Annotated in this window: 24 protein-coding genes; 7 read left to right on the forward strand and 17 right to left on the reverse strand. The window is 64.1% G+C overall.

Annotated features, from left to right (window positions below; all coding sequences use genetic code 11):
• Positions 1-33: 33 nt before the first annotated feature.
• Positions 34-336: a YciI-like protein gene (locus PVT67_RS11530; RefSeq protein ID WP_301493765.1), complete on the reverse strand. Its 303-nt coding sequence runs from the start codon at positions 334-336 to the stop codon at positions 34-36.
• A 33-nt stretch (positions 337-369) separates the two neighbouring features.
• Positions 370-600: a VF530 family protein gene (locus PVT67_RS11535; RefSeq protein WP_301493766.1), complete on the reverse strand. Its 231-nt coding sequence runs from the start codon at positions 598-600 to the stop codon at positions 370-372.
• Positions 601-686: 86 nt separating this feature from the next.
• Between PVT67_RS11535 and PVT67_RS11540 the strand changes: the two genes are divergently transcribed.
• Together PVT67_RS11540 and PVT67_RS11545 are read left to right on the forward strand one after the other, a co-directional pair.
• Entirely contained in the window at positions 687-1,400 is a 714-nt protein-coding gene (locus PVT67_RS11540; RefSeq protein WP_301493767.1) for an alpha/beta fold hydrolase, read from the forward strand.
• 34 nt (positions 1,401-1,434) lie between these two features.
• Positions 1,435-2,130, forward strand: coding sequence for a hypothetical protein (locus tag PVT67_RS11545; protein WP_301493768.1), 696 nt, complete (start codon positions 1,435-1,437; stop codon positions 2,128-2,130).
• Between the two features lie 65 nt (positions 2,131-2,195).
• Here PVT67_RS11545 and PVT67_RS11550 read toward each other — a convergent pair whose 3' ends face one another.
• The gene (locus tag PVT67_RS11550) at positions 2,196-2,900 is read right to left on the reverse strand and encodes a DUF1003 domain-containing protein (protein WP_301493769.1); all 705 of its coding nucleotides are present in this window, start codon (positions 2,898-2,900) and stop codon (positions 2,196-2,198) included.
• Positions 2,901-3,003: 103 nt separating this feature from the next.
• Here PVT67_RS11550 and PVT67_RS11555 point away from each other — a divergent pair, with 103 nt between their 5' ends.
• On the forward strand, positions 3,004-3,696 hold the full coding sequence (locus PVT67_RS11555; RefSeq protein ID WP_301493770.1) for an MgtC/SapB family protein: 693 nt from the start codon (positions 3,004-3,006) through the stop codon (positions 3,694-3,696).
• Here PVT67_RS11555 and PVT67_RS11560 read toward each other — a convergent pair whose 3' ends face one another.
• Positions 3,697-4,347 (reverse strand): HupE/UreJ family protein, encoded by a 651-nt coding sequence (locus PVT67_RS11560; protein WP_301493771.1) that lies wholly within the window; start codon positions 4,345-4,347, stop codon positions 3,697-3,699.
• A 145-nt stretch (positions 4,348-4,492) separates the two neighbouring features.
• Here PVT67_RS11560 and PVT67_RS11565 point away from each other — a divergent pair, with 145 nt between their 5' ends.
• The gene (locus PVT67_RS11565) at positions 4,493-5,257 is read left to right on the forward strand and encodes a S1/P1 nuclease (protein ID WP_301493772.1); all 765 of its coding nucleotides are present in this window, start codon (positions 4,493-4,495) and stop codon (positions 5,255-5,257) included.
• Between the two features lie 45 nt (positions 5,258-5,302).
• Here PVT67_RS11565 and PVT67_RS11570 read toward each other — a convergent pair whose 3' ends face one another.
• Positions 5,303-6,655: an aspartate ammonia-lyase gene (locus PVT67_RS11570; RefSeq protein WP_301499689.1), complete on the reverse strand. Its 1,353-nt coding sequence runs from the start codon at positions 6,653-6,655 to the stop codon at positions 5,303-5,305.
• Positions 6,656-6,852: 197 nt separating this feature from the next.
• Between PVT67_RS11570 and PVT67_RS11575 the strand changes: the two genes are divergently transcribed.
• Positions 6,853-7,764, forward strand: a complete 912-nt coding sequence (locus PVT67_RS11575) for a LysR substrate-binding domain-containing protein (RefSeq protein WP_301493773.1) — start codon at positions 6,853-6,855, stop codon at positions 7,762-7,764.
• On the opposite strand, the gene PVT67_RS11580 is transcribed toward PVT67_RS11575, so the two are convergent.
• Positions 7,765-8,424 carry a hypothetical protein gene (locus PVT67_RS11580; RefSeq protein WP_301493774.1) on the reverse strand — a complete coding sequence of 220 codons (660 nt, stop codon included), beginning with the start codon at positions 8,422-8,424 and terminating at the stop codon, positions 7,765-7,767.
• Positions 8,425-8,643: 219 nt separating this feature from the next.
• Here PVT67_RS11580 and PVT67_RS11585 point away from each other — a divergent pair, with 219 nt between their 5' ends.
• Entirely contained in the window at positions 8,644-9,954 is a 1,311-nt protein-coding gene (locus PVT67_RS11585; protein ID WP_301493775.1) for an ATP-binding protein, read from the forward strand.
• Positions 9,935-11,248, forward strand: coding sequence for a sigma-54-dependent transcriptional regulator (locus PVT67_RS11590; RefSeq protein ID WP_301493776.1), 1,314 nt, complete (start codon positions 9,935-9,937; stop codon positions 11,246-11,248). The genes PVT67_RS11585 and PVT67_RS11590 overlap by 20 nt, the downstream gene beginning before the upstream one ends.
• Positions 11,249-11,377: 129 nt before the next feature.
• Here PVT67_RS11590 and uvrB read toward each other — a convergent pair whose 3' ends face one another.
• The 11 genes from uvrB to PVT67_RS11645 form a co-directional block, all read right to left on the reverse strand.
• The gene (gene uvrB, locus PVT67_RS11595; RefSeq protein ID WP_301493777.1) at positions 11,378-13,387 is read right to left on the reverse strand and encodes an excinuclease ABC subunit UvrB; all 2,010 of its coding nucleotides are present in this window, start codon (positions 13,385-13,387) and stop codon (positions 11,378-11,380) included.
• Positions 13,384-14,709: an MATE family efflux transporter gene (locus tag PVT67_RS11600; protein WP_301493778.1), complete on the reverse strand. Its 1,326-nt coding sequence runs from the start codon at positions 14,707-14,709 to the stop codon at positions 13,384-13,386. Before PVT67_RS11600 ends, uvrB begins: the two co-directional genes overlap by 4 nt.
• Positions 14,710-15,360: 651 nt before the next feature.
• Complete coding sequence (locus tag PVT67_RS11605) at positions 15,361-15,747, reverse strand: hypothetical protein (RefSeq protein ID WP_301493779.1); 387 nt, start codon at positions 15,745-15,747, stop codon at positions 15,361-15,363.
• Positions 15,748-15,793: 46 nt separating this feature from the next.
• Positions 15,794-16,261: a hypothetical protein gene (locus PVT67_RS11610; protein WP_301493780.1), complete on the reverse strand. Its 468-nt coding sequence runs from the start codon at positions 16,259-16,261 to the stop codon at positions 15,794-15,796.
• Positions 16,262-16,327: 66 nt separating this feature from the next.
• Positions 16,328-17,686 carry a phage tail fiber protein gene (locus PVT67_RS11615; protein WP_301493781.1) on the reverse strand — a complete coding sequence of 453 codons (1,359 nt, stop codon included), beginning with the start codon at positions 17,684-17,686 and terminating at the stop codon, positions 16,328-16,330.
• A 22-nt stretch (positions 17,687-17,708) separates the two neighbouring features.
• The gene (locus PVT67_RS11620) at positions 17,709-21,446 is read right to left on the reverse strand and encodes a phage tail tip protein J-related protein (protein ID WP_301493782.1); all 3,738 of its coding nucleotides are present in this window, start codon (positions 21,444-21,446) and stop codon (positions 17,709-17,711) included.
• Positions 21,431-21,829: a DUF6950 family protein gene (locus PVT67_RS11625; protein WP_301493783.1), complete on the reverse strand. Its 399-nt coding sequence runs from the start codon at positions 21,827-21,829 to the stop codon at positions 21,431-21,433. Before PVT67_RS11625 ends, PVT67_RS11620 begins: the two co-directional genes overlap by 16 nt.
• On the reverse strand, positions 21,826-22,449 hold the full coding sequence (locus PVT67_RS11630; RefSeq protein ID WP_301493784.1) for a hypothetical protein: 624 nt from the start codon (positions 22,447-22,449) through the stop codon (positions 21,826-21,828). Before PVT67_RS11630 ends, PVT67_RS11625 begins: the two co-directional genes overlap by 4 nt.
• Positions 22,446-23,054, reverse strand: a complete 609-nt coding sequence (locus tag PVT67_RS11635; protein ID WP_301493785.1) for a hypothetical protein — start codon at positions 23,052-23,054, stop codon at positions 22,446-22,448. Before PVT67_RS11635 ends, PVT67_RS11630 begins: the two co-directional genes overlap by 4 nt.
• On the reverse strand, positions 23,051-26,068 hold the full coding sequence (locus PVT67_RS11640) for a tape measure protein (protein ID WP_301493786.1): 3,018 nt from the start codon (positions 26,066-26,068) through the stop codon (positions 23,051-23,053). The genes PVT67_RS11635 and PVT67_RS11640 overlap by 4 nt, the downstream gene beginning before the upstream one ends.
• Positions 26,065-26,373 carry a DUF1799 domain-containing protein gene (locus PVT67_RS11645; protein ID WP_301493787.1) on the reverse strand — a complete coding sequence of 103 codons (309 nt, stop codon included), beginning with the start codon at positions 26,371-26,373 and terminating at the stop codon, positions 26,065-26,067. Before PVT67_RS11645 ends, PVT67_RS11640 begins: the two co-directional genes overlap by 4 nt.
• Between the last annotated feature and the right edge of the window lie 12 nt (positions 26,374-26,385).

The following is a 26,385-nucleotide window of genomic DNA, read 5'->3' on the forward strand; positions in this document are numbered from 1 at the left end:
CTATTTCTCAGCAGAACAAGGCGTTGAAGCCTGTCACTCCGGTAGCACAGGGGTGGCGGCCTTCTCCCCCACCACCGTATGCCAGGGCAGCACCCGCCAATGATCCACCAGACCGTTGCGCACATAAGGGTCCTGGCGGGCAAAGCTGGCCGGCACTTCCGGGCTGTCGCAGTCGAACAGCAGCATGGCCCGTTCCACCGGCTCACCCAGAGCGCCCCCCAGCACCAGCTCCCCCGCCTCGGCCCATTGCCAAGCCAGGGCCAGGTGTTCGGCCCTGTAGTCGCCGCGCCGCTGCAGGTAGTCGGGGGCAGTGTCGTAGATAAGGACGTAGTGCATGGTCGATGCTCCTTGTTGTATCGCCCACCCGGGCTAGCGCCCCCAGGGGCTGACCAGTTCAATATAGAGGCTTTCCACCTTGGCCCTGGCCCAGGGGGTCTTGCGCAGGAACTTGAGGCTGGATTTGATGGACGGCTCATGGGTAAAGCAGCGGATGGCGACGCGCTGCCCCAGCCCTTCCCAGCCGTAATGCTCAACCAGCCGGACCAGCAGCTGTTCCAGGGTCACGCCGTGCAGCGGATCCTTATGATGTTGTTCGTTCATACCACTTGTCTCCGCCCAATAACCGCCTTGCCGCTTTTTTTCGGTAACGGCCTGATTTCCCCTATGATAGGGTCAGCCTGAATCTGATGGAAAGCCAAGATCCCATGCCAAGACCCAGCCCCACCCTCTTCCTGCCCGGCACCCAATGTGACGAACGGCTCTGGCTGCCCCTATGGCGGCAACTGGACCTGGCCGACAGGCGCTATGTGCCTTTGCAATGGGCCGAGACCCTGGAGCAGATGCTGGGCCTGGCCGAGTACGGCGCCGAAGGGGACAAGGTACACCTGGTGGGCTTTTCCATGGGCGGCTTCATCGCCAGCCGCTTCGCCCTGGACAACCCCGAACAGGTGGCAAGCCTCACCCTCATCGGCTTCGACGCCGCCGGCCTAGGCCAGGACGAGCGGGTTGCCCGCCAGAACATCATCAAGGGCCTGGAGCAGGGCCGCTTCAAAGCCATGAACGAGGCCCGCCTCGGCCAACTGGTGGGCAGCGGCCCCCTGGCCCAGGAGGCCCGTGAGAAGGTGCGGGAGATGGAGGCGGACTTGGGGGGCAGCGTGCTCAAATACCAGCTCGAGGCCAGCTCCCAGCGCCCCGATCTGCGCCCGGCCCTGGCCAAGGCCCCCTTCCCTGTCCATATCATCGGCGCCAGCGACGACCAGTTGGTGCCGCCGGCCAAGCTCGATGCCATGCACAAGGCCATCCCCAAGAGCCGCCTGGACATCATAGACGGCAGCGGCCATATGCTGCCCTTGGAGCAACCCGAAGCCCTGGCCACCATTTTGACTCGGATTTTAAAGTGACAGGCAAAATAGCCATGACCATGGGGCTCATGGAATGAAAATAACGTCCGTCCTCTACCTGGGACTGCGCTATCCATTTCAAAACCCTGTGGCCTTGATCCGGGCCCTGGCGTTGCCGCTGTCGCTGCAATTACTCCTCGCTTTCCTCAACAGCTTTTTCCAATGGCAGCTCAATCCCCTTGGCTACTGGTTCTTCTTTATCGCCAACGCCTGCCTGACCTCGCTGTTTTGTGTCTCATGCCTCAGGCTGGTATTGGAAACGCCTTTGGCGCCACTGTCATCGCTGTTTCGAACAAGCGGCCTATTCCTCTTACTGACAGTGATGCTGACCCTTGCGGCCATAGTGGTTAATCAATTCATCCTTACTTTCAGCATGGCCGCCCCTCTTCCCACTGCAATTAGTCTCAAGCTGCCCCAGTGGCTGAGTTATGCCCTGCTGGCCCCTTGGTATCTGGTGCTGACGGGGGCGGCTGTAGGAGGAACGGGGTGGTTCAAGACGGGCCTGAATTTGGGCAGGCAATATTGGTTACCCCTTTCGTTTTTGGTGTTTGTCGTCAAAGCCTCGCAGGGGATCATACTGAACAGCTTCCAAGACCTCTCCACTACCTTGGCCGGCACTGTGCTTTTGGGTGTTCTCAATATGATGATGACGGCCCTCTGGATGTTTATCTTGGCCTTCGCCTATCGCCAATGCCGAAACGATAAGCGGGATACGGTCATGCCATTTTGAGGCGAATAACCCTGCCGCTTCGCCAGCTCCCCGGCTTCAGGATAAGCCCGGCATAGGCCGGCACCTCATTTGCGGTTTTCCAGTTCGGCCAGCAGCTCCAACTGCAATTCCTGTATGCGCACCAGCCGCTGCCATTGGTGGAAGATGAGATGGTCCATCTTTTCATGGAGATGCCTTATCTCCAGCTCCGCCTTGAGGTTGACCTGGTAGTCGTGCTGGGAGCGGGCCCTGTCTTTGGCCTCCTGGCGGTTCTGGCTCATCATGATGATGGGTGCCTGTATGGCGGCGAGGCAGGACAACATCAGGTTGAGGAAGATGTAGGGATAGGGGTCCGGCGGCCGGGTCAGCAGGGCAAAGGAATTGAGGGCCACCCAGGCCAGCAGGAAAAAGGCGAACAACACCAGGAAGGTCCAGCTGCCGCCGAAGTCGGCCAACTTGTCGGCCAGCCGCTCCCCCAGGCTCCACTGCCGGTCGAACTGGGCCTCGATGTCTTCCGACACCAGTTCGTGCTGCTTGAGGCTCTCCAAGACTTCCTGCTCGAGCCCCGACAGCTCCCCCTTTTCCGACTCCAGCAGCCGGTGAACATAGCGGCCCCTGGCTTCCGCCAGGCAGGGATGGCAGATATAGCTGCCGGGGCCCCAACCGGGGACGGCCTTTTGGATCTCGGCCGCTACCCCTTCGCGCACCAGCTCCCCCGCCACCAGCTCCCGCTCTGCCAGGCTTTGGTTGCAGACGGCGCAGCGGTGCCGGCTGTTGCTTTTGGTCGTCATGGCCCTTCCTCGTTGCAGCCCTGCTCACAGTCTAGAAAAGCCTTGGCATTTCAGGTGGTTCGCAGGGAACTAGACTCAAGCTAAAGTCCATCCCGAGAGCCCCATGAACGCCAGCCCCCTTGTCATCACACTGCACCTGTTGGCGGCCCTGCTTGCCGGGGGCCTCATCGGCCTGGAGCGTAGCCTCTATGCCCGCCCAGCCGGCCTGCGCACCCATATGCTGGTGTGCCTGGCCTCCTGCCTGCTGATGCTGGTGACCCTCTACCAGGCCCAGTGGCTACCGGCGGGGCTGGTGGAGGAGGTGCGCACCGACCCCACCCGCATGGCCCAGGGCATCATGACCGGCATAGGTTTCCTGGGGGCCGGGGTCATCTTCAAGGACCATTTCACCATCCGCGGCCTGACCACGGCCGCCACCATCTGGACCACGGCCGCCATCGGCATCCTCATCGGCATCGGCTTCTACGTGGCGGCGCTGATCGCCACGCCCCTGACCCTGGCGGTGCTGGTGCTGCTGCGCTGGCTGGAAAGCCGGCTGCCGTCCCAAAGCTTTGCCCACTTCGTGCTGCGCTTCGAGCGCCGCCAGGCCCTGGCGGAGGACAGCGTCAGGGAGCTACTGGCCCAGCACGGCTTCACCGTATTGAGCACAGAGCACAGGACCTCCACCACTGGCCTGGACTTCGAGTACCGGATGCTGATCCGCACCGACAAGTCGGGCCGCGGCGCCGCCCTTGCCGAGAGCCTGCGCCAGCGGGACGACATCAAGGCCTTTCGGATCTCCCCTCTCGGCGAATGACTAGGCCACCATGACCAGCAGCCGCTGCCCCAGCCAGTAGAGGCCCAGGGCCCCCATGCCGTAGGCCGGTAGCGCCGCCGTCCACCGGGGCAGCCTCGCCTTGCGCAGCGGCTGCCAAGCGCCCAGCACCGCCAGCACAAAGGCCAGTTGCCCCCCTTCCACCCCCAGGTTGAAGGCGACCAGGGCCCGGCCCTCGGCGCCGTGCGGCAGGCCCAAGTCCCCAAGGGCGGCCCCGAAGCCAAGGCCGTGGACGAGGCCAAAGGCGAAGGCCGCCAGCCAGGGGGAAGAGACCACCAGGCCAAGGTGCCCCTGCTGGCTGCGGCGCAGCTCCAAGGCCAGGATGACGATGCTGAGGGCAATGCCGGCCTCCACCGGCGGCTCTGGGATCGGGACAACGCCAAGGGCCGTCAGGGCCAGGGTGAGGCTGTGGGCCAGGGCAAAGGCGGTCACGGCCAGCAGTAGCCGGCGCCGCTCAGGCACCAGCAGCGCCAGGGCCAGCAGGAACAGCAGGTGGTCGGGGCCAAGGAGTATATGGGCCATGCCAAGGGGCAGGTAACGCCAGGCTGGGTCTGAGCCGGGGAAGGCCGTGGCAAAGATCAGCAGGCAGCAGAGGCTGGCGCCGAGTGTCCGGTAAGGGCCGTGATTTAACATGGGTCGTCCTCAAAGGGCCACTGTTGGCCTGGAATTACCGCTAAGCCTAGACCAGGAAAGCCTTTTTTTTTGCCCAGCAGACAATAATGGCGCCGCCACAAAAGGCCGGTACAATGCCCAGGCTTCACAACAGGAGATAACAATAATGCGACACTTTTTTTGGCTGCTGGCCCTGGCAATGACGGCCCCAAGTTGGGGTTTTGGTTACAACGGCCACAAGGCCTTCTGCCAGGCCGCCTATGACCAGGTTGAGCCCCAGACCCGCGCCGCCCTCGACCAACTGGTCAAGGCCCAAGGCCAGTACGGCTCCTACGCCGAGAGCTGCACCTGGGCCGACGACATCAAGGGCGACAAGCGCTGGGACTGGTCCAAGCCGTTGCACTACGTCAACATCCCCCGCAGCGCCAAGGTGCTGACCCAGGCCGACTGCCACAACAACAGTTGTGTGCTGTTCGGCATCCGCCACTATGAGGATGTGCTGACCGAGGATCACAACGACTGGCAGGCGCTCTTCTTCCTGTCCCACTTCATCGGCGATATCCACCAGCCGCTGCACGTCAGCTACGCCGACGACTGGGGCGGCAACAAGGCCATGGGCAAGTTCTTCGGCGAAGACAAGAACCTGCACGGGATCTGGGACTACGGCATGCTGAGCCACATGGGCGGTGACGACTGGCTGAATTTCGGCCACAAGCTGGCGGCCATGGCCCAAGGCATGACCGCCACAGGCCAGCCCCTGGACTGGGGTAACGAGTCCATGCAGGAAACCAAGGCCATCTACCGCTACTACCAGGGCCAGAAGGTCATGGGCCAGGACTACGTGGACCATTTCGGCCCCGTGCTGGAACAGCGCATGGCGCTGGGCTCCAAGCGCCTGGCCAAGGTGCTGGACGGCATCTTCGCCCACTGAGCAATATTGTTCCCCATAAAAAAGGCCCCTTTCGGGGCCTTTTTTTCAGCTCAGAGGCCTGGGATTGACCATGTTGGCGGGCTTTAAGATCTGGGCCAGCAGCGCCTCTTCCACCAGCCCTTCTTCGCGTACCAGCTCCAGCACGCCGCGGCCCGTCACCAGGGCGGCCTTGGCGATGCGGGTGGCGTTGTCGTAGCCGATATAGGGGTTGAGGGCCGTGATGAGGCCGATGGAATGGTTGACCAGGGCCTCACAGTGTTCCTTGTTGGCGGTGATGCCGGTCACGCAGCGCTCGCGCAGCATGTCCATGGCCCGGCGCAAGAGGCGCATGGATTCCAAAATCTTGTAGGCGATCAGCGGCTCCATGACGTTGAGCTGCAGCTGGCCGGCCTCGGCGGCCATGGTGATGGCGAGATCGTTGCCGATGATCTGGTAGGCCACCTGATTCACCGCCTCGGGGATCACCGGGTTGACCTTGCCGGGCATGATGCTGGAGCCGGGCTGCTGGGCCGGCAGGTTGATCTCACCGAAGCCGGTGCGGGGGCCCGAGGACAGGAGGCGCAGGTCGTTGCAGATCTTGGAGAGCTTGACCGCCAGGCGCTTGGTCATGCCGCTGAAGAGCACGAAGGCGCCCATGTCGGAGGTGGCCTCGATGAGGTCTTTGGCGAGGCGCAACGGCTGGCCGCAGATCGCGGACAGATGGCGGGTCGCCAGGGCGCCGTAGCGGGGATCGGCGTTGATGCCGGTGCCGATGGCGGTGCCGCCCAGGTTCACTTCCCGCAGCAGGTCATAGAGCCCTTCGATGCGTTCTATGTCCTCCCCCAAGGTGGTGGCGAAGGCGCCGAACTCCTGGCCCAGGGTCATGGGCACGGCGTCTTGGAGCTGGGTGCGGCCCATCTTGATGACGTCCTTGAACTCCCCTGCCTTGGCGGCGAAGGCGTCGCGCAGGGCCGCCAGGCTGTCCACCAGTTCGGCATGGCTCAGTTGCAGGCCGACACGGATGGCGGTGGGATAGGCGTCGTTGGTGGACTGGGACAGATTGACGTCGTTGTTGGGGTGCAGCTCCTTGTATGCGCCTTTGGCATGACCCAGCTGTTCCAAGGCGATGTTGGCGATCACCTCGTTGGCGTTCATGTTGGTGGAGGTGCCGGCGCCGCCCTGGATCATGTCCACCACGAAATGGTCGTGGAATTCGCCGCCTATGATGCGGTCACAGGCCAGCACTATGGCGTCCTTCTTGAACTCCGGCAGTTGGCCCAGTTCGGCGTTGGCCAGGGCCGCCGCCTTCTTGACCATGGCCAGGCCCATGATCAGCTTGGGAAAGTGGCTGAGCGGCACGCCGGTTAGCTGGAAGTTGTCCAGGGCCCGCTGGGTCTGGACGCCGTAATAGGCAGCCATGGGCACATCGAGGATGCCCAGCAGATCTTTTTCTTGGCGGAACAGGCTTTGGTCACTGGCGGGAGGGGGAAAGGCGGTCACGGTAGGGCTCTGGTAGTGGAAATTGGCGCCTATGCTGCCGCCTTGGCCCCCGCCTTTACCAATGCTATTGTCTCCTGAGCTATGCCGTTTCGGCATAGTCCGCACAGGAGCCCCTCTTGGACATCGACAGCAAATGGCTGGAAGACTTCATGGCCCTGGCCAGTTGCCGCAGCTTTTCCCAGGCCGCCGGCCGCCGCCACGTAACCCAGCCCGCCTTCAGCCGCCGTATCCGCGCCCTGGAGCAGGCCTTGGGGGTGACCCTGGTGGACCGCAGCGCCGTCCCCATCGACCTCACGGCAGAAGGCCAGCTGTTCCTGATCACGGCCAGGGCCGTGGTGGACCAGCTCCACGAGGCAGCGGCCAGGCTTCGCGGCCTGCAACCGGCCAAGGCCCAGGTGCTGGATATCGCCGCTGCCCACTCCCTGGCCAACAGCTATTTCCCCGGCTGGGTGGCCGAGTTAGGTGAACCCTGGCGGGCGCAGTCCATGCGGCTGGCGGCCATGAACGTGGAAGACGCCGTCCATGAGCTGCGCGAGGGTCACTGCGACCTGATGCTGGTCTATTACGATCCCCTCTCGGCCCTGCAGCTGGACGCCACCACCTTCCCTTCCCTCGCCCTGTCCCAGACCCAGATGGTACCGGTCTGCACCCCGGACACCGAGGGCAGGCCCCGCTTCGACCTGGAAAGAGACGAGTCGGTGCCGCTGCTGGCCTACAGCCAGGGGGCCTTCCTCGGCCGCACTGTGCGGCTGATGCTGGCCAACGATGAGCTCAGGCTGCGGCTGCGCACCGTCTTTGAAACGGCCATGGCCGACGGCCTCAAGGGCATGGCGTTGAAGGGGCTGGGGGTGGCCTGGCTGCCGAGGCTCTGCATAGAGCAGGAACTGGCCGAGGGCCGGCTGGTAGAGCTGGGCCCTGAGCGCTACCAGACCGGGCTCGAGATCCGCCTCTACCGCTGCAGCCTGGTGCACAAACCCAGCGTCGAGGGGCTCTGGCGCCACCTCAAGAAGGGGCAGCGCCAGGGGTGATCAGGGCTTGGGCGGCTGGCCCTTGGCCACCGGCTTCTTGGCCTTGAGGGCCTTGTCGATGGCGGCCTTGTCGTCGGCGCTCAGGTCGGCGTCTTCGATGAAGTCGAGGATCACCTCCAGATCCTGGCCGTCCTCATGCTCACGAAAATGGGGCGCCGGCGGTACCCGCAGCTGCTCGTTGTTGGCCTCCAACTCCACCTGCACCCGCTGCAATTCCGCCTGGGCCCGCTTCATGGCTTCCCTGGCCATCTTCTGGGCCTTGACACGCTCTACCCTGGCAGCTTTGAGGGCCTTGGCCCTTTCCTTCTCGGCCTGGGCCATGGCCTTGTCGATATCGGCCTCGACCCTGCGGGCCTCTTCTTCGCTGCCCAGCTCCTTGACCAGGGCCCGATGCAACTCCGCCTTGTCCCGGCCGCTGACGCGGATATGCCGCTGGTCATCCTCGATGACGATGCGTCGCTCCTCCTTGACGGCAGGCGGGGCCGGCGCAGGTTCGGCAGGGGGCTGCCTCATCCCCTCCTCGGGCGGAGTCCGCCCGGCGGCAGGGGGCGGTACCGTGGCCTGGGCAGAGGCCGGCGTTTCGGCCAGGGCGGCCTGGGCTGAGCAGGCCACCTGCAGGCTCAAGGGAGCCAGCAGGGCAATCAAAGGCAGTACTTTCATGGTCTTCTCTCCTTGGTTGGTTGAAAAGCCCTATGAGAAAGCCATGCCAATAGATAACCATTTGAAATTAAATATGTTTAACAAAAATCACGGCGCCGAAATATCCCCATATGGGGAACAGGGTCGCAAATAAGGACAGCAAATGGCTGCCACGGCCAGCGGCGGCTCCCCTGGGTAAAGGTCCTGGCCTCTGTTAGCCTTTTGGCAAAAGGAGGACGGATGCGCGTCAGATACAGTCTCTTTCTGCTCTTCGGGGCCCTGTTCCTGTTGCTGGGGGCCGCCCAAACCTGGCTGCTGCACAGCCTCAAGGACGACATCAACTTCGAGGTGGCCAACGTCAGCAGCCAGGTGCTGGACAAGGTGCTGGACAACTTCCAAGTGCCGGAACCACCACTGCCGGATATCGAGATCCCGGCCGACTTGGAACGGCTGGATCCCCAAGAAGCGGCTCGGCTTCATCAGCAGGCCGCTGAAATCAAAAAGCGCGAACTGGAACGCAGCCGCCAGCAGGTCCGGATCGAGATCATCAAGGCCCGCCGCGCCGCCGATCAGGCCCTGCGCCAGGTCCAGGAAAACAACAGGCACTTCACCCAACGCCTGGGGCCGGGGGAGGCGCCACCAGCGGTACAAGTGGTGCGCAGCGCCAATAAAAAACTCTGGCTGGGCCTGAGCCTGAGCTTCCTGGTGGCCCTCATTGGCATCTACCTGCTGGCCCATGCCTTCTCCAAGCCCTTGGAACAGCTGGCCGCCGGCCTGTCCCGGCTGGCCAAAGGCGAAGCCGGAGTCCAGCTCAAGCCCACCGGCATGAAGGAAGTCAGGGCCGCCATGGAAGGCTTCAACCGCATGAGTATCGACCTGGCCCGGCTGCGCGAGGAGGAAGAGCGGATGCAGGCCCAGGCCCAACTGGCCGAGCTGGGTGAGGTGGCCCGCGCCCTGGCCCACAGCCTGCGCAACCCCATCCACACCATAGGCCTCAGCCTCGAGGGGGAGCTGGACGAAAGCCGCAAGGCCGCCATCCGCAAGAAGCTCAAACAGATGGACGGCAACATCAAGGCCCTGCTGACGTTGTCGGCCAACGGCGTCAACCGCCACCAGAATTTGGTGCTGTCGGAGCTGCTGGCCGACCTGCGCCTGACCCTGGGGGGCCAGTGGCAACTGAGCCTGCCCCAGCACTGCACCATACAGGGGGACGAGAGCGAACTGAGGGCCATACTGCACTCGCTGATGAGCAACGCCCTGGAAGCGGCCCCCGGCAAAGCGGCCAGCATCCAGGTGAGCCAGGACGACCAGGCCACCGTCATCCAGGTGCATGACCAGGGCCCGGGCCTCAGTGATGCCGTCAAGCAGCGGCTCTTCACCCCCCATGCCACCCAGAAGGCGGACGGCGCCGGCATGGGGCTCTATATCGCCGAGCGGCTGATCAGGCTGCGCTACGGCGGCAGCCTGCACCTGGATAACGCCCCGGAAGGCGGCGCCGTCGCCACCCTGATCCTGCCCAAGGAGAGCCAAAATGCGCCTCTTGCTGGTTGAAGACGACGCCGATCAGCGCCAGCTGCTGAGCGAGCTGCTCACCGATTTTGAGCTGACGGCGGCCGGCTCCGTGGCGGAAGCCGAGCCCTGGCTGCCCAAGGTGGATCTGGTGCTGTCCGACTGGAAGCTGGGGGACGGCGACGGCCTGATGCTGCTGCGCAAGATCCAGCGGCTGCCAAACGCCCCCGCCTTCGTGATGATGACCGCCTACGGCACCATCAGCCACGCCGTGGAGGCCATGCGCCAAGGCGCCGACGATTACCTGTCCAAGCCCTTTTCCCGCCAGGAGCTGGCCCTGACCCTGGAGAAGGTCAGCCGCGCCCAGCGCCTCAAGCACGACAACCGCAAGCTCAGCCAGGCCCTGACCGACCAGAACAGGCTCACCGACATCATCGGCGGCTCGCCGGCCATGCAGCGGGTGCAGGCGCGCCTGGCCAAGGTCGGCGACACCGACGCTACAGTGCTCATCGAAGGGGAATCGGGCACCGGCAAGGAGCTGGCGGCCAGGGCCCTGCACCGGCTCTCAAAGCGCTGCGACAAGGCTTTCGTGGCCGTCAACTGCGGCGCCATTCCCGAGCAGCTGGCCGAGAGCGAGCTGTTCGGCACCGACAAGGGTGCCTTCACCGGCGCCGCCCAGGCCAGGGCCGGCAAGTTCGAGGCCGCCAACGGCGGCACCCTCTTCCTCGACGAAATAGGGGAATTGCCGCTGCTGCTGCAGAGCAAGCTGCTGCGGGTCTTGCAGGAAGGCAAGGTGACCCGCCTCGGCGAGCATCATGAGCGGCAGCTCGATGTGCGCATCATCGCCGCCACCAACAAGGATCTGAAGGCAGAGGTGCAGGCCGGGCGCTTTCGCGAGGATCTCTACTACCGCCTCAACGTGGTGCCTGTGCTGCTGCCGCCCCTGCGCGAACGCAAGGACGATATCCCGGCCCTTAGCCGCCATTTCCTGGGGCTCTACGCCCGCCGCCACGGCCAGGCCGAGCCGCCCTTGACCCACCCCCTGCTGGCCAAACTGCAAAGCCACCACTGGCCCGGCAACGTGCGGGAGCTGGCCAACCGCATGGAGCGGCTGGTGCTGCTGGGGGAAGACAGCCCCATGGCGCCCCTGGCCGGGGGCAACGGCGATTTTGCCTTCAGCCTGCCCCCTGGCGGCCTCGACTGGGAGGCCTTCGAGCGCCACTGCCTGGAAAAGGCCCTGGCCCTCAACGGTGGCAACCGCCGCCAGACGGCTCGCTACCTGGGGCTTGGCTACAAAGCCCTACTCTATCGCCTTGAAAAATATGACATAGAATAAGACGTAGGCGCTCAAGCGCTCAGCGTGGAGGAAAGGATGCGCAAACTCAGGCAGGCGGCGGTGCTCATCGTCCTTATCCTGCTGGCCCTGGCTGCCTATTACTACAGCAGCACCTTGTGAAGAAGGCCCTCAGAGGGCCTTCAGTTGTTCGTTCATGGTGGCGATGCGGTCGCGCACGGCGGCCGCTTCCTCGAACTCCAGGTTCTGGGCGTGCTGGTACATCTGTTTCTCAAGCATTGCCATCTCGGCCGCCAGGGACTTGGCGTCCAGGTGGATATGTTCCTCCTTGCGCCCTTTGCGGCCCTTGGCCTTGCCGTCCTCTCTCCCGGCCTTGTCCCCCAGCTGCAATATGTCGGCGATCTTCTTGTTGAGCGCCCTGGGGATGATGCCGTGCTCGGCGTTGAAGGCCTCCTGCTTGGCGCGGCGCCGGGCCGTCTCGTCCATGGCGCGCTGCATGGAGCCTGTTATCTTGTCGGCGTAGAGGATGGCCTTGCCGTTGAGGTTACGGGCCGCCCGCCCTATGGTCTGGATAAGCGAACGGTCGGAGCGCAGGAAGCCTTCCTTGTCGGCATCGAAGATGGCCACCAGGGACACCTCCGGCATGTCCAGGCCTTCGCGCAACAGGTTGATGCCCACCAGCACGTCGAAGACGCCGAGGCGCAGGTCGCGGATGATCTCCACCCGCTCCACCGTATCCACGTCCGAGTGCAGGTAGCGCACCTTGACCCCGTGCTCGTCCAGGTACTCGGTGAGATCCTCGGCCATCTTCTTGGTCAAGGTCGTGATCAGCACCCGCTCCCCGGCCTCGACCCGCTTGCCTATCTCCGACAAGACATCGTCCACCTGGGTGCCCACTGGCCGCACTTCAACCACAGGATCCAAGAGCCCTGTGGGACGCACCACCTGCTCGGCCACCTCGCCGCCTGAGCGCTCCAGCTCGTACTTGCCTGGGGTGGCGGAGACATAGATGGTCTGGGGCGATATGGCCTCGAATTCCTCGAACTTGAGCGGCCTGTTGTCCAGCGCCGAGGGCAGGCGAAAGCCGTATTCCACCAGGGTTTCCTTGCGGGATCTGTCGCCCTTGTACATGGCCCCTATCTGCGACACCGTCACGTGGGACTCGTCGATGATCATCAGGCCGTCCGGCGGCAGGTAGTCAATCAAGGTCGGTGGCGGCTCGCCCGGGCCGCGGCCCGAGAGATAGCGGGAATAGTTCTCGATGCCGGAGCAGTAGCCCAGTTCCACCATCATCTCGATGTCGAACTGGGTGCGCTGGGCCAGGCGCTGCTCTTCCACCAGCTTGTTGGCACCGCGCAGCTCCTCCAGGCGGCTCTTCAGCTCCACCTTGATGTTCTCCACCGCCTCCAGCACCTTCTCCCGCGGCGTCACATAGTGGGTCTTGGGGTAGATGGTGATGCGGCCAAGGCCAGTGCGCAGCACCTGGCCGGTGAGGGGGTCGAAGGTGGAGATGCGCTCCACCTCGTTGTCGAACAGCTCGATGCGCACCGCTTCCGTATCGCTTTCGGCCGGGTGGATGTCGATGACTTCGCCCCGCACTCGGTAGGTGCCGCGGCTGAAGGCCACCTCGTTCCTCGTATATTGCAATTCTGCCAGGCGGCGCAGCATGGCGCGCTGGTCGATGATGTCGCCCTGGCGGATGTGCAGCATCATCGACAGGTAGCTCTGGGGGTCACCCAGGCCGTAGATGGCCGACACCGAGGCCACTATCACCACGTCGCGGCGCTCCATCAGCGCCTTGGTGGCCGAGAGCCGCATCTGCTCTATGTGGTCGTTGATGGAGGCGTCCTTCTCGATGAAGGTATCGGAGGATGGCACATAGGCTTCGGGCTGGTAATAGTCGTAGTAGGAGACGAAGTACTCGACGGCGTTTTCCGGGAAGAACTCCTTCATCTCACCGTAGAGCTGGGCCGCCAAGGTCTTGTTGGGGGCCATGAGGATGGTGGGCCGGCCCAGGGTCTTGATGACGTTGGCCATGGTGAAAGTCTTGCCGGAGCCCGTCACCCCCAGCAAGGTCTGGTGGGCCAGGCCCGCCTCCAGGCCCTCCACCAGTTGGGCTATGGCGGTGGGCTGGTCACCGGCGGGCTGGTAGGCCGAATGCAGGATGAAATCTTTGCTCATGCCGTCTCCCGGGTAAACCAACGGTAGGCGATGGAGGCCGTCATCAGGTTGGCCACTACAAGTCCGGCGAAGAAGCCGGGCAGCCCCGCTATCTTACCGCCGACAAAGGCCAGGGGCACGGCCGCCACGAAGAAACGCAAACTGGAAAGCAGCAGCGCCTTGGCCGGCTTATGCACGGCGTTGAAGGAGGAATTGGTGAGGATCACCACTCCCTGCAGGCCGTAGCCCAACGGCACTATGAAGATGAAGAGGCGAATAAGCTCCGCCACCTTGGGATCCTTGCCGAACACCCAGCTGATGGGGAAGGCCAGGGCCAGCAGCAGCAGGTAGAGCGCCCCCTGCCAGCCCATCACGAAGCGTACCACGGCGCGGTAGGCCTGCTGCACCCTGTCCAGGTTGCCGGCCCCCAGGTTCTGGCTGACGAAGGGCGGCAGCGTCATGGACAGGGCCAGCACCACCAAGGTGGCCATGGACTCGAGGCGGGTGCCCACCCCGAAGGCGGCCACCGCAGTGGGGCCGTAGCTGGCCACCATGGCCGTCAGCAGCGCCATGGCCAGCGGCGTCATCATGTTGGCGCCGGCCGCCGGCAGCCCTATGCGCAGCAGCGACTGCCAATGGGCCAGCATGGCCTTGCCGGGCAGGCTGAAGCGGGCCAGCTGACGCTTATAGAGGAGGAAGAGCACGCCCACGGCGCCCCCCAGCCAGGCCAGCACCGTCGCCAGGGCCGCCCCTTGCAGTTCCATCCGCGGAAAAGGCCCCCAGCCGAAGATCAGCATGGGATCCATGACGGCGTTGATAAGGCCCCCCAACATCATGAAGCGGCTGGGGGTATGGGTGTCGCCGTTGGCCCGCATCACGGCGTTGGCGATCATCGGCACCGCCAGCAGCGGGCTGCCCAGGAACCAGACCCCCATGTATTGCTGGATCAGCAGCAGCTGTTCCTTGCTGGCACCCATGGCCTCGAACAAGGGATCATGGAAGAGCCAGCCCAGCAGCGCCAGCAGCGCCACCAGCAACACCCCCAGCCAGAGGGCGGCGTTGCCCTGCTCCTTGGCCTGCCCTTCCTGCCGGCATCCCAGGGCATGGCCTATGACGGCGGAGGTGCCGATGCCGAGGCCTATGGTGAGGCTGATCAGGGTAAAACTGACCGGGAAGGTGAAGCTGATGGCGGCCAACGGATGGGTGCCCAGGCGACTGACGAAGAGGGTGTCCACCAGGTTGAAGGTCATCATGGTCGCCATACCCCAGAGCAGGGAAATGGTCATCTGCTTCAGGGTGACCTGGATGTCGCCTTCGAGCAGGTTGTGAGGAGTGCGCGCCATGGCAATACCGGGCCGGGAAAAAAGATGAAAGCCGGCAGTTTACGCCCCTTAAAGGAAAACAACCAAGGTTTCCCCTGCTTTTGTACCTTTCCCCTTGCCAAGCCATTAACCAGGCGGTAGATTACGCGCCCCCGGCCTTCCAAGCCGTATTTTCCCCGCGACAATTCACACTGTCTCACCTCCGTTACAGTTGCGTCACAATCCCAATAATCCGCAGACGTAAGAAATTTTCTTACTTCGCAACCATTTGATTAAAAAGAACTTTACTAAGAAGCACGGCATGCGGTTTTTTTTCGCAAAAACCAAGGGAGGCCGCGTCAAACATGGGCCTTGCGCCTTTCCCCACAGACTTATCCACAGAAAAAGTGGATAACTGAAGCCAGCCCTTATGCCACAAGCACTGGCCGGATCTCGGGCCTCCCCGGCTGTCGCCAAACCGAAAAAAGTTCACCAGCTGATACCTTCAGCCCCAGATGTAGCCCGCCGCGCACTTTGAATAATGGTGCCGCGAGGTTTGTAACTCTTTCTCAACACAGCGGCGCGGGTTTATCAGACCTTGCGGACGCGCCTTGAAGGCCTGGTGGTCAAAAAATGCCACCACCATCTATCCACATCGGTCATCAGAATTTGAGAACGGCTTTTGAACGGCGCTTACTCGGTGCCGGGCTCTTGGGCTTTGGTGACCATCTCAACGTGCAGGAGACGGTTCTGGAGGGACAAACGCCAGCACCTGGCCCTACCCCCTAGCCCAAGCTCCTTTGCCCGACTCCTGGCCTCATCGAGACTTGCTGTGAGCCATACGGCATCCCTGATGAACAGGACCTCGTCTCCCTCAATTCGGGACGCTCCCGTGCCCATGGGGGTGAGCAGAACGGGACGGCCGGCTTCCAACCAGCCGATCAGGTAGCAGCCGAGATCCTCAGGGGTGAACCTGACGCCGTGGGAAAGGCAGTAGGCGTTTTGCGGGTAGGTGCTGATGGTCGGCACCACCAGCATGGATACCGCAGAGCCGTTGGGGGAGAAGAAATCGGTATTCATGGGTCAATCAGAAGGGGGCTAGCCCCCTTCGTCAGTATTCGCGAGGTTACAAATCGCTTTTGAGTAAGGCGAGGCCAAGCCTTGCAGCGAATTCCCTTGTATCGCGTGATGCTTCAAAGGTGTATTCGCCTTCTGCTCCACGGGCTACCAGTTTGGCAATGCCATCCGCCTGGAGTCTCACCGTTGCCAACTGCTTCTTATTAGCAACATCAGGCTCCCAGGGTTGCGAAACTGTGGCGATGAACTCGAACCACACAGAACCTCTGGTCTCCCCCGATTCATCAGGCATTCCTCGCATGACGGAATGCCAGACAACCTCCCTTCCCCAGAGACGCATCACCCAACGATCATCTCCATCAGTTCCAAAGGAAAAATCCATCGCAGGGAGTTCGCGTTGGAAGTAGGTTGCCGATTCTTCCAAGCTCTCTGCGAATAACTTCCTCAACCTTCCTGCCCGGCCAATGCCGATCCCAAGGCTATAGATTTGTTGTTCTAGTGAAACGCCCATATCCACCTATCTCCATGTGATTGAATCCAGATGACTGTAGCAATCACTGGCAAGCAACGCGACCACGCTTGCCTAGTTGGCAGGCTGCTCTTCAATTAGTGCAGGCTCTGGTGCCTGGAGGCGGATGTCTATCCAGCGGCCGGCGGGGATGTCGGCGGGGGCGCCGGCGGTGGCGGGGCCGGTGCTGTAGTCGGGCTCGAAGGTCTGGATGTGGATGGTGACAGTGCCGTCCGGCTGGGCCTCTTCCTGGTAGGCCACAACCACCTTCCTGTTGCCGTTCGCGTCTGTCGGTGTCCCGATATACCAGCTCTCCTTGGCAAACCCCAAGGTGCCGATGATGCTGTAGTTGCCAGGGCCGTTGACCTTCAGTGCCGGCCCCATGGCCTTGGCCTCGTCGTTGCTCTCAATGCGGTCGGCATAAAGCCGAATGATGGGGGACGCCGCCTTAACAAAGCCGTTACCGTCCACTGTGGTGTTTTCGGTAGTGCGGCCGTAACTGATGCTTTGATAGGAGTCGTTTATGACCTGCACGTTGGCGTCAGAGGCCCTAACCACGGTGAAGAGGTTTCCGTCCCCAGCAGCTATCCCCCTGAATACGCAGAAAGATGTCTGGCCGCCACCAATTGAAGCCGCTTTCAGTGCCACATATTGCGTCCCACTGACGGTTATCAATGACACGCCCTGCCATCTGGCAGCGGTGCTAAATTGCCTGAAGGCCTGCAACAGGCTGACCCCATAGGCCGACTGTGCGGTTATCGTGATGCAGTCCAGCGTGTTGTACGCCCCAACCCCACCCCTGCAAAAGAGCAGCTGACCCAGCACGAAATTGGCCTCGACGGTTTGGTATGGCATGAGGACAAGATACTCATCGTTTACGCCACCCGCACCCATGCTGAACGTCGGTAACAAGTAGTTCTTAAATCCACCGGTGGCACCATTTTCACCCAGCCCAAAGGACCCCACCTCCATGAGGTTGCCGGCAGCAGTGCCCACATCCCGCTGCGCAGCCGTCCCCCAGCTGCTGGTGTAGTAGTGCAGCGTGGGGATGGTGGTGGTAGTACCGTCTGCCAGCTCGATGTCGATGGTGGGGGCGGTGCTGGTAAGCCAGTCATTCATAGCCGCATGGGTGTTGGCGGCGTAGGTGTTGACGGCCTTGAGGGCGTCGATAGCGGCGCTGAAACGGGAGCCGTTGGGCTGGACGCGCAGGGCCTGGTTGGTGACGGCGGCGCCTGGCCAGGGGTCGGCCAGCACCAGTTGCCACTTGCCGGTGCCCGCTTCTTGCTGGGTGGCGAGCACCTCCACGGCGGGCTGGTTGTTGATGATGGCGGCATCGCCGGGCATGACGGCGGCCAGGCTCTCGCCGGAATTGACGGTGACGATAGTGCCGGCGGCGGCGACGGAGGCTTGGGCGGCTTTGGTCCAGATTGACATGGATGGTCCTCGTTTAAGGCGGTCAGGCCAGGGTGACGCCGGACTCTGAGCCGGCCAGGATGGAGGTCACGTCCACGTATTGGCCGTAGACGCGAGCAGATGTGAAGCCGGGTGCCCCACAGCTGGCGACGATGTCGTAACTGGTGACGCCGCTGCCGGCCGGGGTGTCGATGGTGATCCAGAATTGGATCTGGCTCTGGTTCTTTGGCAGGTAGAGGTCGCGCAACTGCCGCACCATAGTTCCGGTGCCGAGGGTGACCAGGCTGCCTGCCTGCTGGTAGTCACCGCCACCTGAGGAGCCGTCCAAGGCGATACCCCAAGTCTGCAAGACGGTGCCGTCGGCCAGGCGGGCCTGTACCCAGCCGCCGAAGCTGGTGCCCAGCACGGTGTTGCTGTTGTTGATGCCCAACATCAGGTTCATCAGGCTGACGTAGCGGTTATGGCCCACGGCAGGCAGGGTCAACGTCAGCACCTTGCGGTACGGCACGGCGTTGGAGTTGGTGATGGTTTCCTTGTACCAGTAGCCACCGCTGGGGGCGTTGACGCGCTGGATATTGGTGACGTTGCCTGTGATTTGGTTGACGTCCAGAGTCCCACCAATTTTCTCAGAGCCGGCGTTGTCGCGGCAGCTGACGGCCTTGGCCTTGGTGAGGCTGGTCAGCACCGGGTTGCCGCCCGCGTCCACGTTGCCGCTGCGGGGGCCGTACCAGTGCAGCAGGTTGTCCGGGCCGAAAGGCGTGCCGGAGAGCACTTCCATATAGGCGGAGCCCACCAGCTCCAGGCGGCCGCCCTTGAGCAACGTGCCGCTGAGGGTGCCGCCGGTAACCACAGGGGACTCGATGCTGGAGCCGGCCGTTATCTTGCCGGCGAACTCCATCACTGGGTTGGCCGGGTCTGTCAGGTTGACCTTGAGGCCCTCGAAGATGGTGCCGTTGCTGCGCTTGACTACCAGGCGGAAGACGTTGGCCAGGATGTCGAGCTGGCTGATTTGGCCGTTGTTGTAGCCCAGCACGCCGTTCAGCAGGCCGTCGCTGTCGCTGACCCAACCGCCCCGCGCCACAAGGTTGCCGTCCACGTCTTCGAAGACGCCCAGCAGGCTGTCGATGTTGACCTGCTGGCCGTTCACCGTAGCGGTGATCTGGGTCAGGCTCTGGGCCTGGTTGGCCTGGGTCTGGTTGAGCTGGGTGATGGCCGTGGCGTTGTCGCCCTGCTGGCTCTGGAGGTTGAGCAGATCCTGGGCTTGTTCGGCGGTGACTTCCTGGACCTGGGTCAGGCTGGATTCGGCCTTTCCCACACGTACCCGCAGGCTCGCCATACGGCGCACGGTGTCGGCGCTGGCCGCTTCCGCCAGCAGCACCTCTGCCAGGGCGTCGTCCTGCTGTACCTGGAGCAAGGCGGCCCGCTCAGCGCTGGTGAGGTCCGTTCTCACCAGCTCGGTCACCCGGGTTTCGGTGGAGTCCTGTTTGGTTTGCAGCTCCAGCACGGCCTGGGCCTGGTCGTCCGCAACCTGTTTCATCTCCACCAGGCTGGACTCGGCTTTGGCCGACTTGGCCATTAGCTCCACGGACAACTGCTCCTGGGCGGCGATGCCGCCGTGGGCCAGCAACAGCTGCTCACGGGCGTCATCCACGGCGTTGCGCAGCCGGCCCACTTCCTCGGCGGTCGCGGCCTGCTTGATGCGGTCCAGGGTGGCTTTGGTGTTGGCGTCCAGGGCATCGCTGCCCAGCTGGCCCTGGAGGGCTTCGACCAGGGCGGCGGAGTCTGTGCTGGTGGCCACCTGCACAGGGCCGAACCAGGCCGACAGGCCGTAATCGTTGACGGTCCTGGCCCAGAGGTAGTAGGTGGCCCCGGCCCGGCGTTTGGTCCAGACCAGGTTCTTGCCCGTGCCCAGGTTCTCGGCAGCCTGGCGGTCGTTGGTGTCACCGCCCAGCACCTCGAACTGGGTGCTGGTGGCGGTGGCGACGCTGGTGCGCGGGTAGATGGCCAGCTCGAACAAGGACGCGGTGACGTCGATGGCGGTGACCGGCGGCGCCGTGTCCACGGCCAGGGCCAGCTCGGCCGGCAGGTTGGACTTGTTGCCGAAGAGGTTGAGGGCCCAGACGCGCACCAGGTAGTTGCCGGCATCCAGGCGCGGCAGCGGCAGGCTGGTGCCGGTAGGGTTGGCCTGGTAGGCCAGCAGCGGGCCTGAGCTGACCTCCACCCGGAAGCGGTAGGCATTGGAGCCGCCCGGCGCGTCCCAGCTCAGCATGCCTTGCAGGCTGGCGTCCGGGCCGTAGTCCGCAAAGGCCAGGTTGCTGGGGGTCGGCACCTTGCTGGGGTCCGGGTAGTTGACCGGGCTGGCCGGGGCCAGGGCGGTGCCGCCTGTTTCGGCTTGGTCGTAGAGTTCTGCCGTGTGGTATTGCAGCACCACGGAGACCGGCTTGCCGTACTCGAACTGCCAGTCCACCACCCGGAAATTGCCGTTCAAATTGATGCGGGGCAGGTCCAGGGTAACGACACGGCCGACACTGACCGAGAGGCCGATCATCTTCACCGGCATGCTCACTTGCATGCCGGAGCGCTTCTCCAGCAGGTAGAGCTTGGCGATGCGCTGGGCCGCCCAGACGCTCTGGGTGAAGGGCAGGTCGAGGTCGTGATCGATGTACTCGCCGTTGTCCTCGGCCTGGAACTCGGCGGACTCCAGAGGCGGAAAGTCGGTGGCCTGGTAGCCCTGGGCCGGATCCACAAAGGTGCCGCGCACGGCGTTGCACAGATCTGCCCTGGGGGTGGTGGGTCGCACCTCTATCTGCCCGGCGGCGTCGTCCTCGGTCAGGGTGATGGCCGGCGGCCCTTGGTAGACGCCGGCATAGAGGCGGTATTGGCCGTAGACGTAGACGTGTGTGCCGGCGCCGGCCGTCAGCATCTGCTCCAAGACGGAGGATGGGCTCTGGTCCGCCGGCCAGGTGCCGTTGCAGCTGTAGCGCGGCTCGGTGTTGCCGCCCTCGGTGGGCACCTGCTGGTCCGAGTCGTTGGCGGCCGTGGCGAAGCTGGCCAAGTCTATCTCGTCGGCCAGGGCCCCTACCCCGGACTCATAGCGGGTGAAGTCCAGCAGGCACAGGCCCCAGTTCTGGCTCCACTGCCAGGTGGTCTCGTCGTCCCAGCGGTGCGGGCCTAGACCGCCGGCGGTGTCGTCCAGGCGCGGGTCATAGATGCGCTTGCCTCGTACCAGGGCCTTGATGTTGGGCACGCCGTTGGGGAATAGCTCGGTGTCATGCTCCAGGCGCACGTAGAGGTAGGTGACGCCATAGCCGACGTGCGCGGATGTCCACTCGGCGCACTCGGCCACCAGGTCAGGGTCGGCGGCCACCTGATTGCCGAGGTAGACCTTGACCCGTGCCTTGCCGGCGTACTTGTCGGCCACCACCAGGCCGTCCATGGCCACCTCATCCCCGAAGTAAACCCGTTCGATGGCGTCGCAGCGGTGCCCCGCCAGGGGGATCACCAGGTGCAGGTATTTGCGGTCCTGGCCGGACTCGCTGATGAACACCAGAGGCCCGGATACCTGGGCACGGCCGTAGATGGAGCGGCGCGGCTCGGCCGGGCTGCGGATCATCTGCTGCTGGGCATAGGCGTCATTGGCGTAGCCGGTGCCCGGCATGCTGGGCGTGGCGGCATAGGTCAGGGCAGCCGCGCCCACGCCAATGGCGATGGCAGCGGCGGCGGCATAACCGGCAGCGCCGGCGGCCACATAGGCGGCGACACCGACTACGACTGGCGGCATGGCAACCTCCATCCCTTGAGGGCCTGGGCCAGTGGCACTGTTACCAGCTCATACTCGCCCGGCACCCAGACGCGGTCGCCACTGGCGATGCCAAGAGCCGGCCCCCGGAACTGCTCTATCAGGGCCAGATCGCCCCGGTGCAGTTGCAGGCGGCCCACGGGCTTGCCCAGGGCTTGGGTGACGGCGTCCTCGATGTCTTTGAGGCCCGCCTTGGCCAGCACCCGCTTGGCGCCCAGGGCGGTGCGGTAGCGGCCCCGGAAGGCGGCGGCGAAGTCGGTGCCGGTCTGGCTTTGCACCCAGTCGGCGGCCAATAGGCAGCAATCGGCCTGGCCCCACACAAAACGGGCCAGGCGGCGCTGCTGGATGAAGTCATGCAAGGTCATCGCTCGTTCACCGCCTGGCCCCGGCCTCGGGCGCTGCCGCCGCCACCGCTGGCCACGGCCTTGCCCGGCACACCCCAGAAGATCTCCTTTTCGGCCATCTGGCCGACGAACTCGAAGAAGCGGTCGCCCGGATGGCGGGCCTGCTGGTCGGCGTCGGTGTAGCGGGCGTTACGGGGGCGCTTCCAGTCGGTGGAGCGGCTGTTGATGTCCAGGGCGATGGTGCTGGGGTTGCCGAGGTTGACCGGCATCACGTCCATGCGGCCCCTGAACAGCAGCTGGGTGGCAGTGACCTGGTGGAAGCTGTCCATGGCGCCCAGCAGCAGCTGGCCATCACGGCCCTGGTACTTCTCGGTCAGGGCCGTCTGGGCCAGTTCCTGGGGAATGCCCGACAGGGTGAGGCGCAGTGTGTAGGGGCGCACCGCGTTTTCCTGGCGCACCTGGCTGACCCGGCCCAGGACGCCGACGCCCCGGTACACGGTGCCCTCATGGACCACGTCGCCGGTGCCGGAATGCAGGGCCACAACCCCGGAGGCGAAGTCCAAGCGGACCATGAGGATGGCGGTAATGTACTTGCTGCGCAGCATTTGCTGCATCTCGGGTGTAAGCCAGTCTTGGTTCATCCGTAGATGTCCTCCCGGAACTTCAGAGTGAAAGAACTCAGCACCAGGCTGCGGCCACTACGGCGCGGCGCCTGGTTGTCGTCGGCCAGCATCATCAGGGCCTTGGGCTGGGTGGTAACGATGGCCTGGCCGTCACTGGCGGCGGCACGGATGGCGGCACGGAAGTTGAGCACCGTCTTGCCGGCGCCGTCGGCGGTGGCATCCTCGGTCAGGCGGCACAGTTGGGCGCCGGTCTGGAAGTAATCGCCTTTTTTAAGGAACAGCTGGTCCGGGGTACAGCCCCGGATGGCGAGTTGGGTGCCGGCCTGGGGGCCGCCGTCCACCACCGCCACGCCGCCGGCCGGGCCCCTGGGTGTGGCAAAGGCGTGGTCCCAGAGAAAGAGGCGTCCGGCCATGCCGTCCAGGGCCAGGATCAAGGCGTCCAGTTCGGCGGCCTTGTCCTTCTTGAGGTTGGTGAAGGTCAGGGCCGCCTCCCAATAGGCGCCCGGCATCTCCAGGGTCTGGACGCCGCCGTTGAACGGCGATTCAAAGACCGCTGAACGGGTCTTCAAACGCCAGTCGCAGCTGCTGGGGTAGATCCCCTGGGGAAAGGTCAAAACACTCATCCGTTGATGGCCCTGTAGAGGTCGCCACGGCTGCGGTAGCTGTCGATCACCGCCTTCTGGGTGACGTCCACGATGGTGGGCAGCATCTGCTGCACCTGGTCGCGCACCGAGCCGCCGGCGTCGAAGTTGAAATGGTTTTCCTGCTTGACGGAGGTGCCGCCGATGCTGGTGTTACGGCTGGAGTTGTCCACGGCCTGCATCAGGCGGGCATGCTGGCTGCGGGTGTAGAGGGTCTCGCCACCGTCCAGCAGGTATGTGCCCTCGCGGGGTATGGTGCCGCCGCCGTGGAAGACGCCGGCAACGGACAGGCCTTCTGCCATGGCGGTGGTGGAGGCAATGCCAGCCATAGCGCCAACGGCGTTGCTGCCCATGGTTGCCAGGGACACCATCGAAGCGGCTGGCGCCCAGGCTGTGGCCAACGTCGTGGCGGTAGCCGTCCCTGTGGCAAGGGACGACGCCTGGGCGGCCTTCTCGGCGGTCTGCCCCATGATGATGGAGGCCACCTTCTTGATGCCGATCTCGACCAGAGTCGAGATCAACTGGGCACCCACCTGGTTGATCACCTTCTTGGTCGCATCACCCAGGTTCTCGCTGTAGATGATCCCCTGCCCTACCGCCTGGCCAATGCCGGAGGCGAAGCGGTCGAAGGTCTGGTCCCAAAGCAGGTCAAAGTCATTGGCTGACTGCTGGTTTATCTCATTGAGCGCCTTGGTGTGCCGGCGCTGCTCCGCTTCGATGAGGCCGTTGATTTCCTGGCGCTTTGCCAGGTCGCTGTCCGGGGTCGCTGCCAGCGCGTTTTGGAGAGTCCCCTGGTTCTGCTGGTGCTGCTGGTTTTCGGCATACGTCGGGTCCAGCTGCTGCTTCAGAGCCTCATAGCCGGTGCCGGCATCGTATTGGCCCTTCAGCGCATCCAGCAGCCGCTTGCGCTCGGCCAGTGGCACGTTGGCCTGCTCGAAGTATTTCTTCAGCAGCACCTCGTTCGCGGCCAGTTTCTTCTGGGCCTGGCCGAACGGGTCCAGGGTGCCGAGCAAGCTGCTCAGGTTGCGCTGGTACTCCTTTTGGGCGGTAGCGGCAGCGGCGGTGGCCTTCTTCTCCTTGTCCTTCTGGTCCAGCAGCTTGGCCTGGGTCAGCAGCTGCTTGGCCAGGGCCGGGTCCAGGTTCTGGAGCTCGCCTTTCTCCAGCTCGTAGCGCAGTTTGGCGACGTTGGAAACATCACCATAAAGACGAACCTGGCGTTGCAGCTTGGTGATGAGGTCCTGGGCCTTGGTTGCGGCGGCTGCGCTGTACTGGGGGCCGGTGTCAGATAGGGACTGCCAGTTGATGCCCTTGAGCCCTTGGTTGAAGGACTCATTCATCACCTTGCTGATGGCCTCTTTCTCGGTGATGAGCTGCTGACGGGCCTCCTTCAGCGCCTTGATTTGCCCACCGATGTCCAGTATCTGCTGGAGCCTGGCGCCTTCGTTGCCAGGTCTAACCGGCGTAGAGGTGATTTGGGTGGCGCGGGACTCTAAGGCTCGGATCTGCGCATCCGCCTGGTTGATCTTGTCCAGGGTGGACTTGAGGTTGGTTTCCAGGGGACGGTTCTTTGCGGCCCGGTCATCGAAACCGTCCAGGCTGCCCATGGACGTCTTCAGTTCTTGGACGCGTTCGTCCACCGACTTCACCGACCTGGCGGCGTCACCGGCGCTGGCATCGAAGGTCGCCCAAGCCGCCACTGCCCCCAGAATGAGGCCAGGCCAACCACCTACCAGGGCCAGGGCGCGGGCACCCAGGGCACGGGCGCCGGTCATGGCTGCGGTGGCGATGTTGGCGCGGGCCGTCGTCGTTGCCAGGTTGGCGCGGGCAGCCGCCAGCCGTTCCTCGGCGGCGGTGCGGTTGAGGCCAGCCAGGGTGCCGTTGCGGTAGGCGGTGGCCAGGGCCACCTCGGCCTCGGCCTCCTGGACGGCAGCCAGGGAGGCGGCCCGGCTGGCAACGGCTTTCTTAGCCAGTTCAACACCTGCATTGACGATAGCCGCTGCGCCCCTGGCCATGGCCACGGCCAGCACCGTTTCCATGACGTTGGCCACCTCGTCGGCGTTGTCGGCCACCGCCAGCAGGCCTTCTGCCGTGGCCTTGAGTACCGGCGTCCAGGCGCTGTTGATAGGGGTCTCGAAGGCGACGGCCGCCTGGGTGTAGGCGTTCTCGATGTCGCGCTTGAGGGCGTTGATGTTGTCGCCGGTGCGGGCGGCGGCGCCGTCGAAGGTGGCCAGAGCCTTGATCAGCGTATCGCGGAAGTAACTGCTGGTGACCTTCTGCTGCAACACCAACTGGCGAAAGCCCCCGGCGGGGAGCTGGGCGGCCTTGTCCATGGCGTTGATAAGGCCAGGCAGCGGATCCATGACCTGCTGGAACTCTTCAGCGTGGACGATGGGGCTGGCCAGGGCCTGGGCCAAGCCATAGTTGGCTTGCTCCAATTGGTTGGTATTGGCGCCGAGGGCGGACTGGGCGTTGGACAGCCCCTCGGTCAGGGCCCGCGCCTGCCCCAGGCTGACCAGGCCGGCGTCTTGGAGGACCAACAGCTTGGCGTAGCTGTCGGCCAGGGGGCTCAGCACCTTGTGGTGGTCCCGGCTGAGCCGGATCAGGTACTGCTCGTTGTCGGCATAGGCGGCAGTGCTGCCTGAGAGCTGTTCCAGGCGGGTGCGGATGTCCTGGAACCCCGCCAACTGGTCCACCACGTCACCCAGGCCCCTGGCCCCTTCCATGGCCGCCCAGGCCGTGGCGGCGATGCGTGACAGCTTGCCCAGCTCGTTGCCGGCGCTGCCGGCTGTGCTTTGCAGGCGGCCCACGTCCTGGCTGGCGTGGCGGGCGCCACCGGCGGCCTTGTCCAGGCCCTGTCCGAGGTGGGCGGCCTGGCCGCTGGTCTTGTCGCTGGTCTGGCCGAGGGCCTCGACCACCCGGTCGGCATTGGCGACCGTGGCCACCAGTTGGCGGCCGTCGGCACTCAGTTTCAGCGATAGGCTCAGCTCTTTGTTCATTGCAGGCGCTCGTTAAAGTGGTCTGCCACAGTCGCCGCGATCAGGCGCACTCTGGCGTAGTCGTCGGGGTTGATGGTGCGGCCGCGCATGCGGGCATCGGCTTCCACGGCCTGCACGTCCAAGCCATCGCAGATGCTGCCTATGGGGCTCGGCGTCCAACGCAGCAGGTCGCGGATCTCCATCCACCAGGTGAGCGCGTCCCTGTGCTCTTCCCAGACCTCAATGTCCGGGGGTTCTTCCCTCTCGATGACCAGCCCGAAGGCGGCGGCTTCCTTATCGAGTTCGCTTTGCTCCTTGCGCGACAACGGCGCCCGCTC

It is taken from the genome of Gallaecimonas kandeliae (assembly GCF_030450055.1).
GTDB lineage: Bacteria > Pseudomonadota > Gammaproteobacteria > Enterobacterales > Gallaecimonadaceae > Gallaecimonas > Gallaecimonas kandeliae.

Coding starts and splice junctions, on each gene's coding strand:
- PVT67_RS11530 (WP_301493765.1), bottom strand. CDS start 336: ATGCACTACGTCCTTATCTACGACACTGCCCCCGACTACCTGCAGCGG.
- PVT67_RS11535 (WP_301493766.1), bottom strand. CDS start 600: ATGAACGAACAACATCATAAGGATCCGCTGCACGGCGTGACCCTGGAA.
- PVT67_RS11540 (WP_301493767.1), top strand. CDS start 687: ATGGAAAGCCAAGATCCCATGCCAAGACCCAGCCCCACCCTCTTCCTG.
- PVT67_RS11545 (WP_301493768.1), top strand. CDS start 1,435: ATGAAAATAACGTCCGTCCTCTACCTGGGACTGCGCTATCCATTTCAA.
- PVT67_RS11550 (WP_301493769.1), bottom strand. CDS start 2,900: ATGACGACCAAAAGCAACAGCCGGCACCGCTGCGCCGTCTGCAACCAA.
- PVT67_RS11555 (WP_301493770.1), top strand. CDS start 3,004: ATGAACGCCAGCCCCCTTGTCATCACACTGCACCTGTTGGCGGCCCTG.
- PVT67_RS11560 (WP_301493771.1), bottom strand. CDS start 4,347: ATGTTAAATCACGGCCCTTACCGGACACTCGGCGCCAGCCTCTGCTGC.
- PVT67_RS11565 (WP_301493772.1), top strand. CDS start 4,493: ATGCGACACTTTTTTTGGCTGCTGGCCCTGGCAATGACGGCCCCAAGT.
- PVT67_RS11570 (WP_301499689.1), bottom strand. CDS start 6,655: ATGGCTGCCTATTACGGCGTCCAGACCCAGCGGGCCCTGGACAACTTC.
- PVT67_RS11580 (WP_301493774.1), bottom strand. CDS start 8,424: ATGAAAGTACTGCCTTTGATTGCCCTGCTGGCTCCCTTGAGCCTGCAG.
- PVT67_RS11585 (WP_301493775.1), top strand. CDS start 8,644: ATGCGCGTCAGATACAGTCTCTTTCTGCTCTTCGGGGCCCTGTTCCTG.
- PVT67_RS11590 (WP_301493776.1), top strand. CDS start 9,935: ATGCGCCTCTTGCTGGTTGAAGACGACGCCGATCAGCGCCAGCTGCTG.
- uvrB (WP_301493777.1), bottom strand. CDS start 13,387: ATGAGCAAAGATTTCATCCTGCATTCGGCCTACCAGCCCGCCGGTGAC.
- PVT67_RS11600 (WP_301493778.1), bottom strand. CDS start 14,709: ATGGCGCGCACTCCTCACAACCTGCTCGAAGGCGACATCCAGGTCACC.
- PVT67_RS11605 (WP_301493779.1), bottom strand. CDS start 15,747: ATGAATACCGATTTCTTCTCCCCCAACGGCTCTGCGGTATCCATGCTG.
- PVT67_RS11615 (WP_301493781.1), bottom strand. CDS start 17,686: ATGTCAATCTGGACCAAAGCCGCCCAAGCCTCCGTCGCCGCCGCCGGC.
- PVT67_RS11620 (WP_301493782.1), bottom strand. CDS start 21,446: ATGCCGCCAGTCGTAGTCGGTGTCGCCGCCTATGTGGCCGCCGGCGCT.
- PVT67_RS11625 (WP_301493783.1), bottom strand. CDS start 21,829: ATGACCTTGCATGACTTCATCCAGCAGCGCCGCCTGGCCCGTTTTGTG.
- PVT67_RS11630 (WP_301493784.1), bottom strand. CDS start 22,449: ATGAACCAAGACTGGCTTACACCCGAGATGCAGCAAATGCTGCGCAGC.
- PVT67_RS11635 (WP_301493785.1), bottom strand. CDS start 23,054: ATGAGTGTTTTGACCTTTCCCCAGGGGATCTACCCCAGCAGCTGCGAC.
- PVT67_RS11640 (WP_301493786.1), bottom strand. CDS start 26,068: ATGAACAAAGAGCTGAGCCTATCGCTGAAACTGAGTGCCGACGGCCGC.